A 16,008-nucleotide genomic window follows, 5' to 3' on the forward strand; every position below is an offset into this window, starting at 1 on the left:
CGGCGGGCGCGGCGGCGAACCGCCAATGGCACCGAGGTGTTCATACGCGCTCCGGGCGGTGCGCAACCGGCACCATCGGTCCAGCCCTCCCGCGTAGGTCCTGGAAATGCCGCAGGTGCGGTGCGGCGTGACGCGGTAACGGACGGACATGACGGCCGCCGCGGCCGGCCCGCGGCCTTTCCCGTAGCGGCCCGCGCCCGGCCGGGCCGGGCATCGCGCACCGGCGTCCACCCACGACCAGGGGTGACGGCGGCGACCGTGGACGCGGGCCCGAAAGACGCCACCGGCCTGGTATTTACCCAACCCCGGCGGCAGGCATTCTCATAAACTAACCACCGGATACACAACTGACACCATGTCGGGAATCGGCCAAGAACACCGGACGACGGATCCCGTCGATCCATGTCAACGGAGAACGAACGGTCGATCACCGTGCCCCACGCGCCGCCGTGGCACGCCGGCGCGCTCCCCGCGGCGGTGCGCGGCGGCGCGCGGCGGCGGGATCCACGCGCCGTGCACGGGGATCCGGCGGCGGTGGCGGGCCCACGCGACCGGGCCACCCCCATACACCTTCGCCGGATCCCAACCCTCACTGCGCGCGTTCGGCACCACAGTGCACAATGCGCTGATTGCCGGGACGAAGATCCCCTTGCTAGTCTCATTTCCCAGCAAGGCGTTTTGTCTGCCGTAAAGGACCGGGCGACCCGGCGACACTCCCCGCCGACCCGGCACCGCATCCGGCGCCGCACGACCTCCGTTTCCGCGACTGACCTCGTCTCACGCCGGCTTAGGCCCGGGAAATAAGTGGCGGGCCGGTGGCACCTTTGCTGAATTTTTCTGTTTTGTTTCGTTCTTAGTCCGCGAGACCCCCGGACGAGAGGAAGACGATGACATCGGGCACTTCCGATGACTGCTCGGTCGAGGCTTTGCTGCCTCGAGCCGTCACCCGGCTGCGCGCCCGTACCGGCGCCGATCTGGCCTATGGCGGATCGGTCGATCCCCGCTCGCGCTACCTGACCATCAGCGCGCTCGACGGGAACCGCACCAACGCGCTGCGCGGCATGTCGCTGCCGCCGGGCCACGGCGTGGGCGGGCGGGTCGTCGCGCTGGGACGGCCCGTCGTGATCGACGCCGGCACCCGCCCGCGCTACACCGAGGACCAGCGTGACTGGGCCGTCCTCGGCGAGGACATCTCCTCGGTGGTGGCCGTGCCGGTACGCACCGGCGGAACCGTCCACGCGGTGCTGTACTGCGGCGTGCGGGCCGACAACCCCGTCCCGCCGGCCGCCGTGGAGACCGCGCTCAGCGTCGCCCGCCGATTCGAGGCGTTCCTGGCCGAACGCACGATGACGGCGCGCGCCGACGCCGGCCCGACCCCGGGCGGCCCGGCGGGCGCGTCCCGGCTGCGGGTGCTGTGCCGGGTCGACGCCGAGCTGGAGGAGCTCAGCTACCAGGCCGGCGACCCGGCCCTGCGGGAACGGATCGTCGCGGTGCGCGACCTGCTCGAGGACCTCTTCCCCGACACCGCGCCGCCGACGCGGGCTCAGCCCTTCGGGCTGTCCCCCCGCGAGCTCGACGTCCTGCGGCTCGTCGCGGAGGGCATGTCCAACGCGGAGACCGCGCGCCGGCTCGCCGTCAGCCCCGAGACGGTGAAGGCGTACCTGCGCAGCATCATGAACAAACTGGGGGTGCACAACCGCACCGCGGCCGTGAACGTCGCGCGCCGTTCCAGCCTTTTGCCGTGAGGCCGGCGCGACAGCGCGCCGCCAGAACCGCTGACGGGCGGTGACCCCCCGAGAATCTCGGGACGGTCACCGCCCGTCGGCTTCGTCCGAGTCGTTCACCCGGCCGGCGGTGCACCCGACCGAAAGCGCTTCCCACCGACCATGCACCCGGCGAGCAGGGCGCCCGACCGGCGTTTCGCCCGCGGCCGGCCGGTGGGAAACATTCCGTTCACGCCCATCGGGAAATGCATTCCAGTCCTGGTGCCCGTAACCCGCGGGCCACGAGCGGAACCGGCCGCGGGACGAATCTCACCGGCGCCGCGTCGGCCCGGGGCAGAATCGCCGCGCGCCGGGCGCCGGCGCCGGTCGGGTGGCCGCGGCGCCGGGCGCCGGCAGCGGGAGCGGGCCGGTGGACGCCGGGCCCGACGCGCCGCTCTGATCCCCCGCTGGCGGCTGTTCCGCCCCAGGTGGCGGCGCCGCGCCCGGGCCGCCCGACCGCGGCCGCGCCCCGGGCCGCTGCCCTGTCTCACCGGGCGCGGCGGGACGCTCGTCCCAACTGGAACCCTCCGGCCGGCCCGCGTTGTCGGCCGGATTACCCCCGTGCGGTTGAACCCCGTACCGCGGCCGGGGGCACCTCGCCAGATGCGGCGGTGTTCTGCCGTTGTTGTGCCCTTCGAACTTCTCCTCCACGACGAACTCCCCCTCCTCCGGATACCGACTGGCGCGAGTCACGACGTCATCGCGGTACTCACGCCAACGGCGTGAACATTAAAGAGGGATTCGCGCCTTTGGTACCCCTCTATGGGGGTATCGCCCAATCTTTGCTACTTCTACGTTGAACTCATGTCATTTCCCGTCGAAGTCACGCGGCGGTTCAGGGGCTCGACGGGGCGCCCCGCCAACCACCGGTCACCCGCCCACCCGGGCGCCGTGGCCGGGCCGGCAGAACCGCTCGAGCCGCATCTGCCGGCCCGCACGACGCCACCGCGGCCCGGCACTGTCCACCCCGCCGCGCCACCGCCACCGCCACCGGAGCAGGGGCCACGCCGGCGCCGCTGGCGCGGTCGCGCCGGGCGCTCGCCCGAGCAGCGGGCCGCACAGCCGCGAGCTGCGGCACCGGGAGCTGCCGAGCCGCGAGCCGCGGCACCGCAGCGGCCGGGCGGTCCGGGCCGTCCCGGGCAGCCGGGTGGGCCTGGGGGTTCGGCGGGCGCACCGGCCGGCGGGCGCGGCGGGTTGTTCGCCCTCCTCGCCCGGATCGCGATCACCCGGCCGGGGCGCGTACTGGCCGTCACCGGGCTGCTCGTGCTGCTCCTGCTGCCCTGGGCCGCCGGCGTGTTCGACCGGCTCGCCACCGGCGGCTTCTACGCCCCCGGCGACTCCGCCACCCGCGCCGAGGCGATGCTCGACGCCGAGTTCCCCGGCGCCCCGCCCAACGTCGCGATCATGATCACCGCACCTGGGGACATCGACGGCCCGACCGCCCGCCGGCTGGGAGAGAACCTCACTGAGGAACTTCACCGCGAGCCGGGCGTCAGCGGCGTCACGTCCTACTGGTCGACGGAGTCCCAGCGCGGGCTGCTGCGCTCCCAGGACGGGCGCAGCGCGCTCGTCCTGCTGCGGCTCACCGGCACCGAGGACGCGATCGCGCGCCACGTGGCCGCCCTGCATGACAGGTACGCCCACGACGGGCCCGGCGTCACCGTGCGCCTCGGCGGCGCGCCCGCGGTCATGCTGGACGTCACCGAACAAAGCCGCGCGGACCTCAAGCGCGCCGAGCTGATCACCGCGCCGCTGGTGCTCGGTGTCCTGCTGTATGCGTTCGGCGGAACGGCCGCGGCGCTGCTGCCCATCGTCGTCGGCGGCAGCGCGGTCATCGCCAGCCTCGCCTCGCTGCGGCTGCTCTCCGAGGTCACCCACATTTCGGTGTTCTCGCTAAATCTGACCACCGCGCTCGGTTTCGCCCTCGCCGTGGACTACTGCCTGTTCATCCTGCGGCGTTTCCGCGAGGAGCGGGAGAATGGCCTGGACCGGCCCGCCGCCCTGCACACCAGCCTGCGCACCGCCGGCCGCACGGTGCTTTTCTCCGGTCTGACGGTGGCGCTCTCCCTGACGGGCGCGCTGCTGTTCCCGCTGCCCTACCTGCAGTCGTACGCCTACGCGGGCATCGCGGTGGTGGTGACCTCCGAACTCGCGGCCCTGCTGGTGCTGCCGGCGGCGATCATGCTGCTGGGCGAGCGGGTGGAACGTGGACGTCGCCGCCGGGCCGGGGCGCCTGCGCCCGCCGGCACCGGGGTTGGTGGCGGCCGCGAGTCCGGCGCGGTGTGGGGGGCGATCGCCCGCCGGGTGATGGCCCATCCGCTGCTGTTCGGCGGCGCGGCGGTCGCCCTGATGGTGGTGATGGCGCTGCCGCTGGGCAACCTGCGGGTCGCCCTCGCCGACGACACCGTCCTGCCGACCAGCGCGGACTCGCACATCGTCAACGACGCCATGCGTGAGGACTTCACCGTCTGCCTGCCCTGCCAGATCCCGGTCGTCGCGGCCGGGGTGGACGCCCGCGAGCCGCAGGTCGCCGCGCGCCTGGGCGGCTACGCGGCGCGGCTGTCCCGGGTGCCCGGCGTCGCGCGGGTGGACACTGTGGCCGGCAGCTTCACCGACGGCCGTCTCATCGCCCCACCGCCACCGGACGGCGGGGCGTTCGTCGGCGTGCACGGCGGCGCCTGGCTCTCCCTGTGGCCTACCGAGCCCGACCCGCTCTCGGCGGGCACCCAGCGCACCGTCGACCTCGTCCGCGCCATCCCGGCGCCCTACCCGGTCGAGATCGGTGGCCTGGCCCCGCACCTGGTCGAGACCCGGGACACGGTGATGCGCGGCCTGCCCGGCGCCATCACCGTGGTGATCATGGCGACGTTCGTGCTGCTGTTCCTGTTCACCGGCAGCATCCTGCTGCCGGTGAAGGCGCTGCTGCTCAACGCGCTCAACCTGGCCGCGGTCATGGGCACGATGGTGCTCGTCTTCCAGGACGGGCACCTCCAGCCCCTGGTCGGGCACTTCCAGGTCTCGGGCACCGTCGAGCTGACCAGCCCGGTGCTGATGTTCTGCGTCGCCTTCGGGCTCAGCATGGACTACGAGATCTTCCTGCTCGCCCGCATCCGCGAGGAGCACCAGCGCGGGGCGGGCAACCGGCGCGCGGTCACCCGTGGCCTGGCCGCGACCGGCCCGCTGCTGACCTGCGCCGCACTCGCCCTGATCGTCGTGATGATCGGCGTCGCGACGTCCCAGATCAGCATCATCAAGATGATCGGGGTCGGCCTGGCGCTGGCCGTGCTCCTGGACGTGACGGTCGTGCGCGCCGTGCTGGTGCCGGCCTTCATGGCTCTCGCCGGCCGGTACAACTGGTGGGCGCCCAGGCCGCTGCGGCTGCTGCACGAGCGGTTCGGCCTGCGCGAGGGCGGCGACGCGTTCAGCGAGGCGCTCACTCCCGCGGCCCCGCCGGCCACCACCGCGCCGGCCACCGGTCCGTCGGCGACCACCACTCGAGCCACGTCCCGGTCGGCCGGCAGCCCGCCGGCCGGCGTCGGGCCAGGCACGGCGAGCACCCGGCCGACCGCCGTCGCCCGCTCGTGGGCGCCCGCGGCGGCGGCCCGCCCGGTAGGCGGTCACGAGTCGGAACCCGGCCCGCAGGGCACCGCCGGTGGCGCGGGGGCGCCGCGCCGGCGTCCCGGGCTCGGCATCTCCGAGCCGGCCCACCCGGCCCCACCGAAGGTCCTCTTCTCCGCTAGCACCTACGGCCGGGCCGAGGACGGCCTGTACGACCCCGACGACCAGGCCGACCACCAGTTCCCCGGCAGGAGCCGCGGCGGCCCGGCGGTCGGCCACGGCGGCGCCGACGCCCGGGCGGACGGCACGCTGGCGGACAGCGCGCGGCCGGACGGCGATGCCGAGCGTGCCCCGGCGGAGGCCGGCCCGGACGAACCGACACGGGACACCCACGTGCCCACCCTCGGCGAGCGGGAGACCACGGAGGGCTGCTGGTCGGCGGACGCCTGGTTCTCTCCGCACAGCGACGCGCCGGGCGAACCGCCACACGAGAGCTGACCGCCAGCCGCCTGACCAGCACCCCTGACGGTGGGCTGCGGCACACCCCCTGGTGGTGGGGGTACCCGATGCAGTATCCCGGACTGACGGCACGCTCTCCCGGAGCGGCCCGTCAGCGCGACGTTCCGGCCACCGCGCGAAGGCGCCGCGGGCCGGGACGCCGCGGCGCCGGGGCCGGGACGTGCCGCGCCGACCGACCCAGAAGGTGGATCATGCGACCAGTGACCGTGAACGAGCCGGCGATCCTCGCCCCGACCGAGGGCACGGTCCTGGACCTGCTGGACCTCGAGGAGATCGACCGCGACCTGTTCCGGGTCCGCGTGGTGTTCGACGACGTGTACGCGCTCTACGGCGGCCAGGTCGCCGCCCAGGCCCTGCTCGCCGCGGGCCGCACCGTGCCCGAGGGGCGGGTGCCGCATTCGCTGCACGGCTACTACCTGCGTCTGGGGGACGCGTCCCGGCCCACCATCTTCCGGGTCGACCGCGACCGCGACGGCCGCTCGTTCTCGGCCCGCCGGGTGGTCGCCGTGCAGGGCGGCGAGGTCATCTTCAACATGTCGGCGTCGTTCCACGTGCCTGAGAAGGGCACGGACATCGACGCCGAGCCGATGCCGGCGGCGGGCCCCCCGGAGACGATGATCGACTACGTGTTCCCGCGACTGTTCTCCTTCGAGGGCCGCACCGAGAAGCCGGTCGAGCCCGGCGAGGACTTCCCGACCCGCTGCTGGGCGCGGTGCACCGCGGCGCTGCCGGACGACCCGCTGACCCACGCGGTCATCCTGACCTACCTGTCCGACAGCATGGCCGGCCTCGCCCCCTTCCACACGCCCACGGCCCGCTCCGGGTCGAGCCTGGACCACGCGGTCTGGTTCCACCGGCCGATCCGGCTCGACGAGTGGGTGCTGATGGACCACGTCCCGCGCACGATCGCCGGCGGCCGCGGCTGGTACACCGGCACCATCCATACCCGGGACGGCCGGCTCGGGGCGAGCCTGACCCAGGAGGCCCTCTTCCGCGCCCCCCGGGAGCGTTCCCGCCGGTAGCCACGGCGCGGCACCGCCACGACCGCCGACAAGGCGGGACAACCAGACATACCGGACCGAGATGTCCGCCTGCCTGCTCCGGGTAGGGCTCCTGCCACGGGAGTTGGGAAATCAGACCACCGGCCGTGCCCGGACGTTCGTGTCCGGGTCGCGAAATGGTCATGTGCGGCTGCGAGCGTGCGGACCGTCCTTGTGAAGGAGGGTCTTCATGGCAGTCAACCGCCGTCAGGTGGTCGTGGGAACCGGCGCGGCCGGCCTGGGCTTCACCCTGTCGGGTGCGGTGAGCTCGGTGTTCGCCGGCACCGCGTCCGCCGCAACACCGAAGAAGTTCGCCGGGTACGGCGAGCTGGTCCCGGATCCGAAGGGCCTGGTCGATCTTCCCTCCGGCTTCCGGTACACCGTGCTGTCCCGAGCCGGGGTCGACTCCCTGACCGGCGGGGGTGTGGTGCCCGGCGCGCCCGACGGGACGTACGCGTTCCCACTCGGCCCGGGCCGCAGCGTTCTCGTCCGCAACCACGAGCTCTCCCCCGGAGGCACGGACCTCGTCCCGCAGCGGCCGGGCATCACCTACGACCCGGCCGCCCCGGGCGGGACGACGACCGTCACCGTCGCCGGTGACCGGCTGCTGTCGGCCGTGCCCAGCCTGGCCGGCACCATCCGCAACTGCGCCGGCGGCAACACCCCGTGGCGCACCTGGCTGTCCTGCGAGGAGACCGAGGACACCCCGGCGACCAACCCCGCGCTCACCAAGCGGCACGGCTACGTCTTCGAGGTCGACCCGTTCGGCCGGCTGCGTGACCGCGAGGCGGTGCCGCTGACCGCGCTCGGCCGGTTCGCGCACGAGGCCGTCGCGGTCGACCCCCAGTCGGGCTGCCTCTACCTGACCGAGGACGCGTCCAAGCCGTACGGCCTGATCTACCGCTTCCTGCCCCGCCGGCCGCTCGGCGGGCCCGGCAGCCTGCGGGCCGGCGGCAAGCTGCAGGCGCTGCAGGTCCCCGGTGTCCCGGACCTGTCCGCCATCAGCGAGCTGCACACCACGGTGCAACTGTCCTGGGTCGACGTCCCCGACCCGGACGCCGCCACGGTGTCGACCCGCAAGCAGTTCGCCGCCGGCAAGGTCACCCAGGTCCCGAAGGCCGAGGGCATCTTCTGGTCCGGGCGCTCCGCCTACGTGGTCTCCAGCTACGCCAAGACCGCGGACGGCGCCGCCCGTGACCACGCCGGCCAGGTCTGGAAGCTCGACCCGAAGAAGGGCACCCTCGAGCTGGTGCTGCTGATCGAGCCGGGCGGCCGGTTCGACGGCCCCGACAACATCACCGTGTCGCCGGGCGGCGGCATCGTGCTGTGCGAGGACGGCGACGGCGAGCAGCACCTGATCGCGCCGTCGGCCGAGGGTGTCCCCTACCCGCTGGCCCGCAACGCCACCAGCGAGAGCGAGTGGGCCGGCGCCACGTTCTCCGCGGACGGCCGCTGGCTCTACGCCAACATCCAGAGCGACGGCCTCACGGTGGCGATCACCGGCCCGTGGTGGCGCGGCTGAGCCGTCCGCCTCGCGACCGCGAGAACGCGAGCGCGAACGACCCCGGGACGTCGAACGCGGCGTCCTGACGCACCGGTGCGCTGACCGGTGCGCCGGCTACCCGGCCGCGATCGGCCGGGTAGCCGGACCGGGGACCCACCTGCCGGCCGCCATGACCCTCGTGACCCGTAGATCGGCGTCGAGCACGACGAGGTCGGCGTCCAGCCCGGGGGCGATCGACCCGCAGCGGTGGGCGAGGCCCAGCACCCGGGCGGGGTTCGTCGCCGCGGCGGCGACCGCCACCTCGAGCGCAAGCCCGGCCGCGACGGCGCGGCGCACCGCCAGGTCCATCGTCAGGGTGCTGCCGGCGAGCGCGCCGGTGGCGGCCAGGCGGGCCTGCCCGTCCCGGACCCGGACCGGGTGGCCGCCCAGCAGGTAGTCGCCGTCGCCGACACCCGCCGCGTCGACCGCGTCGGTGACCAGCACCAGGCGCGCCGGCTCGGCGGCGACCAGGCGCAGCAGCGCCGGGTGCACGTGCACACCGTCGTTGATCAGTTCGCAGGCCACACCGGCGTCGAGCGCCGCCCCGGCCGGGCCGGGCTCGCGGTGATGCAGCGGGCGCATGCCGTTGAACAGGTGGGTGGCGAGCGTCATGCCAGCCGCGAAACCGGAGGCGGCCTCGTCGTAGGTGGCGTCCGTGTGGCCGGCGGCGGCGATCACCCCCGCCGCGAGCGCGGCCTCGGTCACCGCGCCGGCCCCGGGCAGCTCCGGGGCGAGGGTGATCACCCGCAGCGTGCCCGCGCCCGCCGCGACGAGCTCGGCGAACACACCGCGGTCAGGCCCGCGCAGATGCTCACCCGGCTGGGCGCCACGGCGCGCGGGCGCGAGGAACGGCCCCTCCAGATGCGCGCCGACCACATGGCCGTCCGGCCCCGGCCCGGTCGCGGTGAGCGCCGCCACCCAGGACAACTGCTCGGCCAGGCGCTCCACCGGCGCCGCCACCAGCGAGACCAGCGTGCGGGTCGTGCCGTGCGCCCGGTGGAAGGCCACCGCCGCGGCCAGATCGGCCGGTGACGCCGTGACGTCGTGCCCGCCCCCGCCGTGGACGTGCAGGTCGACAAACCCGGGCACCAGCCAGGACCCGCCCAGGTCGACGATGTCCTCGCCGCCCGTCCCCTCGCCGCCCGCCTCCCCACCGACGGGCCCGGCCGTGGGCCCGACCTCGGTGCCGGCCTCGGTGCCGACCTCGGTGATCAGGCCGTTCTCGACGCGCACCCGGCCGGGGTCGAGGACACCGTGCGGCGTCACCACCCGGGCGCCGGCCAGAACGATCATCCCAACCTCCCCCTCGAGCCTCCCCCCGCGGGTCCGGCGTGCCCCGTGGCGGTGCGCGGGTGTGGCGGCACGCTCACCGTAGCGGCACCACGCTGCGGGCCGGACGGGCGCCATGCCGACGTAACGGACAGATCGCGCGTCCTGAGTTGAAGAAGCCCGGCGCTGGGCGTCCACTCGAAACACGGACTTCTCGCCCGGCGTGCCGCACGGCCCGGTCCCGCTGACCGGCCGCGCACGCCCGGCGGGACGTCGCCGGACGACCGCCGACGGGAGCTGAATGCCGGACGGACGGGAAGCGACACCGGGCGGGGCCCGCGGCCGCGCCGAGCCGGACGGGCTGCCCGCGCGTCCGGTGTCCCGCGGCGCGTTCCGCGCGATGGCCGCCATCGGGCTGGCCTTCGTCGTGCTGGCCGCGGCAGTCGCGATGGCGCTGCCCGAGCACATCGGCAAACAGGCGGCGCAGGCCGCGGTGACGGCTGCCGCGCTCACCTCCGCGATCTGCTGCCTCGTCACCGCGCGACGGGTGCCCCGGCACGAGCGCCGGTGGCGGCGGTTCGAGGCGGCGGCGATCACGTCAAGCTTCGTGGCGGGAGTGGCCGTCTCAATGGTGGCCAGCGGGGAGACCGTCCCCGATCTCGCCGCGACCGGGGCCGCGCCGCTGCTCGGCTATGCCCTGGGCCTGGCCGGGCTGCTGACCTTCCCCACCGAGCGGGCCCGCGCCATCCCGATCAGCACGAACAAACGTGGCGGGATGGCCTGGTACCTCGAGGCCGTCCTCGATGGGCTGCTCGTCGTCGGATCACTGCTGCTGCTCGTCTACGCGATCCTGGTCGTCCCGCTCGTGCGGTCGACGCAGATCAACCAGGCGTCGCTGGCGTTCGGGGTGGCCGGCGGGGCGGGCAAGCTCATCCTGCTCTCCGCCGTCATCTTCATCCTGATCTTCCGACGGCCGACGGGCTCGGGATCGCTCAGCCTGCTCAGCGCGAGCCTGCTCCTGTTCGCCGTGACCGACGGCGCCGCGCTGAACGCCTACGCGAAGGCCACCGACGGCCCGGACGCGGTCGTGCTGGTCGGCTTCGCCGGCGGCAGCGTGCTGACCGCGCTGGCCGCCGCCGCCTCCCACGACGGCATGATCATCCGGACGAGGCGCAGCCCGCGCGGGGTCTGGGCCCGCGTCGCCGTGCCCTACCTGCCCCTCGGCTGCGTCGGCGCCCTGCTCGCGGCCCAGATCATCACGCACGCCGACATCCCGGTCGCGCAGATCATCGGCATGCTCGCGCTGATGCTGCTCGCGCTCGCCCGCCAGCTCGTGACCACGATCGACAACACGCTGCTGCTGGCCCGCTACGAGGACAGCCGGGCCCGGCTGCACCACCAGGCCTTCCACGACCCGCTGACCGGCCTGGCGAACCGCACGCTTTTCTTTCGCCGGCTGCGCGCGGCCATCGACCGGCACGAGCGCACCGGCCACCCGGTGGCGTTGCTGTTCTGCGACCTGGACGACTTCAAGGTCGTCAACGACAACCTCGGCCACGCCGCCGGCGACCGGGTCCTGCGCACGGCGGCCCACCGGCTGGCCCAGGCGGCGGGCCCGACCGACACGGTGGCCCGCCTCGGCGGCGACGAGTTCGCCGTCCTGTTCGACACCGGGGCCGCGGACCGGGCGGGCGGGCGCACCGAGGAGCTGCGCACGGCCGGCGACCGGATCCGCGCGGCGCTGCGGATCGCCGTGGCCATCGAGGACCGCCGGCACCTGGTGCGCGCCAGCCTCGGCCTGGTGATCGTGGGCACGGAGGCGGGACCGGTCTGCCCCGACGAAGTGCTCCAGCACGCCGACCATGCCATGTACGCGGCGAAACGGCTGGGGAAGGGCAACCTCGTCGTCTACTCCCCGGAGATCGACGACTCCCGGCAGGCCGGGATGGCCGGCTGAGCGGCAGGCTCAGCCGACGGGTGCCGCCCGGAGCGTCAGTTCTCCACCCACCCGTACTTGCGGGCGACGTCGGCGAGCTGGCGGCGGATGTGCAGGATCTGCGCGCCGGTCAGCGACGGCTCGGTCTGCAGCAGGACCTCGGTGACCTCCTGCGTGAACTCCTCGGCCGGCAGGACGTCGCACAGCCCGTCGCCGCCATCGTCGTGGCGGGAGACCACCGGCGCCGGGGCGGTCGTGACGGCCGCCGGCCCGACGACCGAGCCCGTCGCCGAGCCCCGCAGGATCCGGGCCGCCGACGCCTTCCGGCCGCGGTCGCTCTCCTCGACCTCGAACTCCATAACCACGCCCGGCACTACCAGACTCTTCTCGACGAGGAGATCGTTCGCGTGCAGGAAGACATCCTCGCCGCCGTCGCTGGGCGCAAGGAACCCGTAGCCACGCACATGATCAAAACGAAGTACTTTTCCCGTACTCACAACTCACCCACAGCCCCTGAGAAACCCCATGATCTGGCCCACTGCCGACCGCACCCGCCAGTCACCCCAGACGGAACCGTGGCAGTCGCCAGTCATCTTAGGCAGCTCGCGTCGCCGTGACCCGGGTTTTCGCCGCGCCGGCTTGCCCGGCCGCCGCGGCCGGGTCACACTGCGACCCAGTGGCCACGCCCACACCCCGCGCCGCCCGCTCCCACCCGGCGACGCGCGTGGTGATTGGGGAGGGGGAGCATGTTCGGTCGCCGCAGGACCACCGTGGACGAGCATCCATCCGACCACGCGGCGCGCGGGCCGGCACCTGCCGCCTTGGACGGCCCCGGCCCGTACGACGTCTCCGAGCTCGCCTGGCCCGGCGAGGCAGGCGAGGCGGCGCACGAGGCGCCGACCAACCCGCCCGGCGACGAGGCCGGTTCCGGCGACGCCGTCCCGGGTGTCGGAGCGGTACCCGGTGGGGCGGGGCGGCGCGCGCCCGAGATTCTCGACCTCGGCGCGCTGCGCGTCGCGGTGCCGCCGGGAGTGACCGTGCGGATCGCCCGCGGCACGCAGACCGGGCCGGGCACCGACCTCGTCCTGACGGCCGCCGGGCTCACCGTGCGGGTGACCGTGTTCGCCGCGCCGACCAGCGGGCAGCTGTGGGCCAGAGTACGCGCCGAGCTGGCCGCCGGCCACCCGGAGTCGGAGGTCCGCGACGGCCCCCACGGCCCGGAGCTGCTGCTCCCGGGCTGCCGGGTCGTCGGAGTCGACGGCCCGCGCTGGTTCCTGCGGGCGGTCGTGACCCCGGCCGACGCCGACGGGGCCGACGAGATCCTGCGCGGCCTCGTCGTCGTACGCGGCCCCGGTGCCATGCCGGCGGGCACGGCCCTGCCGCTGCTGCCGGTCGGGCCGGCCGGCAGCCGCCCGAACGCCGGAGCCCTCGACGACCTGTGGACCGACGAGCCGCTGACGGCCGGCACCGGAACCCTCGAGGGTCGCCGCGCCGTGCACGAGTACGCGGCGGCCTTCACCGGCGACCTCAGCCGCAACCTGTCGACCTGGGGCTGAAGCCCCGCCGGGCTGTGGGGCATGATGCAGCCGGGGGTGGGTCGTGCCATGCCCGTCTCCCCCGTCTCCCGACCCGACTCGACCTTGATGGCGGCGGTGTGCGCACCGATCAGGACCTGGCCTACGCGACGCTGTCCGACGCGCAGCGTCTCGATCTGCTCCTGCCCACGGGCGGCGGCGATCCGCCTCCGGTCGTCGTCGCGATCCACGGCGGCGGGTTCGCCGTCGGCGACAAGCAGGACATGGCCCGCACCGCGCACGCGCTCGCCGGCGCGGGCTACGCGGTGGCCAGCGTCAACTACCGGCTCTCCGGTGAGGCGGCCTTCCCGGCGGCGGTCGCCGACGTCCGGGCCGCGGTGCGCTGGCTGCGGGCGAACGCGCGCCGCCTCGGGCTGGATCCGGCCCGGATCGGGGTGATCGGCGAGTCGGCCGGCGGCTATCTCGCCGCCATGCTCGGCGCCGCCGGCGACGACCCGCTGCCGGGGGACGTCGACCTGGGCCCTGCCGTCGGCCTGGACCCTGGCGTGGACCTCGGCCCGGCCGGAGCGCGGCCGTCCAGCGCGGTGCGGGCGGTGGTCGACCTGTACGGCCCGGTGGACTTCTCGACCATGGACGCCCAGCTGCGCGCGAATCCGCGCTGCCCGGCCCGGGCCGCCTCGCACGACCGCGCGGACTCCCCCGAGTCGCGTTTCCTCGGCGCGCAGATCACCGCCGCGTCGGAGCTGGTGCGCCTGGCCAGCCCGCTGTCCCACCTGCGCCGTGACCGCCCGCCGCCGCCGTTCCTGATCGAGCACGGCGACACCGACTGCACCGTCCCCTACCAGCAGTCGCAGCAGCTCGCGGACGGCCTGTGCGCCGCCGGCGGGTCGGTCGAGCTCACCCTGCTGCGGGGGGTGGGCCACGGCGGGGCCTTCCCGCTCGCCGAGCGCCTGCCAGGCATCATCCAGTTCCTGGACCGCGCTCTGGACCGCGCTCTGGACCACGCCCCGCGCTGATCCCGGCCGCTACTGACGGGGTCACTGCTGACAGGGTCTCAGGGCAGGGCAGGGCAGGGTCTCAGGGACGGAAGCTGTCGGGGTCGGCGGCGGCCCAGTCGGCCGCCCACGAACGCGGCGCCTCGGCGAGCAGCTCACCGGGTTCGAGCCACTCGTACAGCTCGGCGTAGCTGCGGGTGTCGGTGTGGGTGACGCGGCGCATGAGCATCCCCGGGTGGAGCTGCTCGGGCCCGGTGCAGCCAAGCGAGGCCATCACCTGCACCGCCTGGGCGACGGTCGCCGCCTGGTAGCGGCGGACCCGTTCGCTCTTGTCGGTGACGTCGAGGGCGCGGGCGCGGCGCGGGTCCTGGGTGGCGACCCCCACCGGGCAGGTGTTGGTGTGGCAGCGCTGGGCCTGGATGCAGCCGACCGCCATCATCATCGCCCGGGCCGCGTTCGTGTAGTCCGCGCCCTGCGCGAGCCGCTTGACGACGTCCACCCCGCTGGCGACCTTGCCGGCGGCCCCGATCCGGACCCGGTCGCGCAGGCCCACCCCGACCAGCGCGTTGTGCACGGTGATCAGGCCCTCCGTCAGCGGGGTGCCCACGTGGTCCTCGTACTCCAGCGGCGCCGCGCCGGTGCCGCCCTCCGAGCCGTCCACCACGATGAAGTCCGGGGTGATCCCCTCCTCCACCATCGCCCGGCAGATCGCGAGCAGCTCGCGGCGCGACCCGACGCACAGTTTGAACCCGGCCGGTTTGCCGCCGGCGAGCTCGCGCATCCGCCCGACGAACAGGACGAGCTCGCGCGGGGTGGCGAAGACCCGGTGGAACGACGGGCTGATGCACGCGACCCCCTCGGGGACCCCGCGGGCCCGGGCGATCGACGCGGTGACCTTCGCCGCCGGCAGCACGCCGCCGAGGCCGGGCTTGGCGCCCTGGCTCAGCTTGAGCTCGACCATCCGCACCGTGGGCAGCGCGGCGACGTCCTTGAAGCGGGCCGGGTCGAAGTCACCGTCGGGGGTGCGGGTGCCGAAGTAGCCGCTGCCGATCTCCCAGACCAGGTCGGCGCCGTGGCGCAGGTGGTACTCGGTGAGCCCGCCCTCGCCGGTGTCGTGCGCGAAGCCGCCGGCCGCGGCGCCACGGTTCATCGCCAGCACCGCGTTGGCCGACAGCGACCCGAAGCTCATCGCCGAGACGTTGAGCAGCGCCATGTCGTAGGGCTGGGTGCAGTCCGGCCCGCCGATGCGCACCCGCGGCGGCGCGGAGCCGGGGGCGACCGGCGCGGGCGCCGTGGAGTGCGGGAGGTACTCGTAGCCGACCTCGTTGACGTCGCGCTCGGTACCGAAGGCCTGGTCCCCATGGGTGCCCTTGGCCCGCTGGTAGATCATCGTCCGGGTGGCACGGTCGAACGGGCGGCCGTCGTAGTTGCGCTCGACGAAGTACTGCTGGATCTCCGGACGGATGGTCTCGAGCAGGAACCGGGCATGCCCGAGCACCGGGTGGTAGCGCAGGATGGCGTGCTGGCGCTGGACGACGTCGTGCACGGCCACGGCCAGCAGCGCGCCGGCCACCGCGGCGGCGGCCCACCAGCCGGCCGCGGCCAGCAGCGCCGCACCGACCGCCACTGCCGTCAGCACGGCCAGGACCAGCACGGTGACGAGCGGCAGCATGGCGATCGCGTCCTTCCCCCGCCCCGATGCGTCGGGTCACGGCAGCTGTTCGCACCGCCCCGATCGGCCCGGACCGGGATCCGAGGCGGGCCCGGATCCGACCGTATCCCGCGCTTCGTCCCGGTGGCGCCACCGCCGCCGCCCCAAGATCAGCTCGGACGTCCGCACACGGCCTCAC

At 74.5% G+C, this 16,008-nt stretch carries 10 protein-coding genes; 7 read left to right on the forward strand and 3 right to left on the reverse strand.

The features are described from left to right. The first annotated feature begins 887 nt into the window (after positions 1–887). From FRANEAN1_RS20370 to FRANEAN1_RS20385, 4 genes are all read left to right on the forward strand, one after another. Positions 888–1,745 carry a LuxR C-terminal-related transcriptional regulator gene (locus FRANEAN1_RS20370; RefSeq protein WP_020461711.1) on the forward strand — a complete coding sequence of 286 codons (858 nt, stop codon included), beginning with the start codon at positions 888–890 and terminating at the stop codon, positions 1,743–1,745. Positions 1,746–2,957: 1,212 nt separating this feature from the next. After that, positions 2,958–5,819: an MMPL family transporter gene (locus FRANEAN1_RS20375; RefSeq protein ID WP_020461712.1), complete on the forward strand. Its 2,862-nt coding sequence runs from the start codon at positions 2,958–2,960 to the stop codon at positions 5,817–5,819. Positions 5,820–6,031: 212 nt separating this feature from the next. After that, entirely contained in the window at positions 6,032–6,862 is an 831-nt protein-coding gene (locus tag FRANEAN1_RS20380) for an acyl-CoA thioesterase domain-containing protein (RefSeq protein WP_041254469.1), read from the forward strand. 208 nt (positions 6,863–7,070) lie between these two features. Beyond that, entirely contained in the window at positions 7,071–8,402 is a 1,332-nt protein-coding gene (locus FRANEAN1_RS20385) for an alkaline phosphatase PhoX (RefSeq protein WP_020461714.1), read from the forward strand. Positions 8,403–8,498: 96 nt separating this feature from the next. Here the strand turns inward: FRANEAN1_RS20385 and nagA are convergent, their stop codons facing one another. Further along, on the reverse strand, positions 8,499–9,716 hold the full coding sequence (gene nagA / locus FRANEAN1_RS20390) for an N-acetylglucosamine-6-phosphate deacetylase (protein ID WP_020461715.1): 1,218 nt from the start codon (positions 9,714–9,716) through the stop codon (positions 8,499–8,501). A gap of 277 nt (positions 9,717–9,993) precedes the next feature. Here nagA and FRANEAN1_RS20395 point away from each other — a divergent pair, with 277 nt between their 5' ends. Beyond that, the gene (locus FRANEAN1_RS20395; RefSeq protein WP_020461716.1) at positions 9,994–11,649 is read left to right on the forward strand and encodes a GGDEF domain-containing protein; all 1,656 of its coding nucleotides are present in this window, start codon (positions 9,994–9,996) and stop codon (positions 11,647–11,649) included. A 35-nt stretch (positions 11,650–11,684) separates the two neighbouring features. Here the strand turns inward: FRANEAN1_RS20395 and FRANEAN1_RS20400 are convergent, their stop codons facing one another. Further along, on the reverse strand, positions 11,685–12,125 hold the full coding sequence (locus FRANEAN1_RS20400; protein WP_020461717.1) for a cold shock domain-containing protein: 441 nt from the start codon (positions 12,123–12,125) through the stop codon (positions 11,685–11,687). A gap of 273 nt (positions 12,126–12,398) precedes the next feature. Here FRANEAN1_RS20400 and FRANEAN1_RS37260 point away from each other — a divergent pair, with 273 nt between their 5' ends. Next, a complete protein-coding gene (locus FRANEAN1_RS37260) occupies positions 12,399–13,184 on the forward strand; it encodes a DUF3710 domain-containing protein (RefSeq protein ID WP_049795710.1) in 786 nt (261 codons plus the stop codon). A 98-nt stretch (positions 13,185–13,282) separates the two neighbouring features. After that, entirely contained in the window at positions 13,283–14,179 is an 897-nt protein-coding gene (locus FRANEAN1_RS20410; RefSeq protein ID WP_063748352.1) for an alpha/beta hydrolase, read from the forward strand. Positions 14,180–14,240: 61 nt separating this feature from the next. On the opposite strand, the gene FRANEAN1_RS20415 is transcribed toward FRANEAN1_RS20410, so the two are convergent. After that, on the reverse strand, positions 14,241–15,830 hold the full coding sequence (locus tag FRANEAN1_RS20415) for an FMN-binding glutamate synthase family protein (protein WP_020461719.1): 1,590 nt from the start codon (positions 15,828–15,830) through the stop codon (positions 14,241–14,243). Positions 15,831–16,008 lie beyond the last annotated feature (178 nt).

Origin of the sequence: Parafrankia sp. EAN1pec (assembly GCF_000018005.1) — a bacterium.
In the GTDB taxonomy this organism is placed as follows: domain Bacteria; phylum Actinomycetota; class Actinomycetes; order Frankiales; family Frankiaceae; genus Parafrankia; species Parafrankia soli.

Bases quoted from the DNA above. Each gene is read 5' to 3' on its own strand.
- FRANEAN1_RS20370 (WP_020461711.1), top strand. From the start codon at position 888: ATGACATCGGGCACTTCCGATGACTGCTCGGTCGAGGCTTTGCTGCCT.
- FRANEAN1_RS20380 (WP_041254469.1), top strand. From the start codon at position 6,032: ATGCGACCAGTGACCGTGAACGAGCCGGCGATCCTCGCCCCGACCGAG.
- FRANEAN1_RS20385 (WP_020461714.1), top strand. From the start codon at position 7,071: ATGGCAGTCAACCGCCGTCAGGTGGTCGTGGGAACCGGCGCGGCCGGC.
- nagA (WP_020461715.1), bottom strand. From the start codon at position 9,716: ATGATCGTTCTGGCCGGCGCCCGGGTGGTGACGCCGCACGGTGTCCTC.
- FRANEAN1_RS20395 (WP_020461716.1), top strand. From the start codon at position 9,994: ATGCCGGACGGACGGGAAGCGACACCGGGCGGGGCCCGCGGCCGCGCC.
- FRANEAN1_RS20415 (WP_020461719.1), bottom strand. From the start codon at position 15,830: ATGCTGCCGCTCGTCACCGTGCTGGTCCTGGCCGTGCTGACGGCAGTG.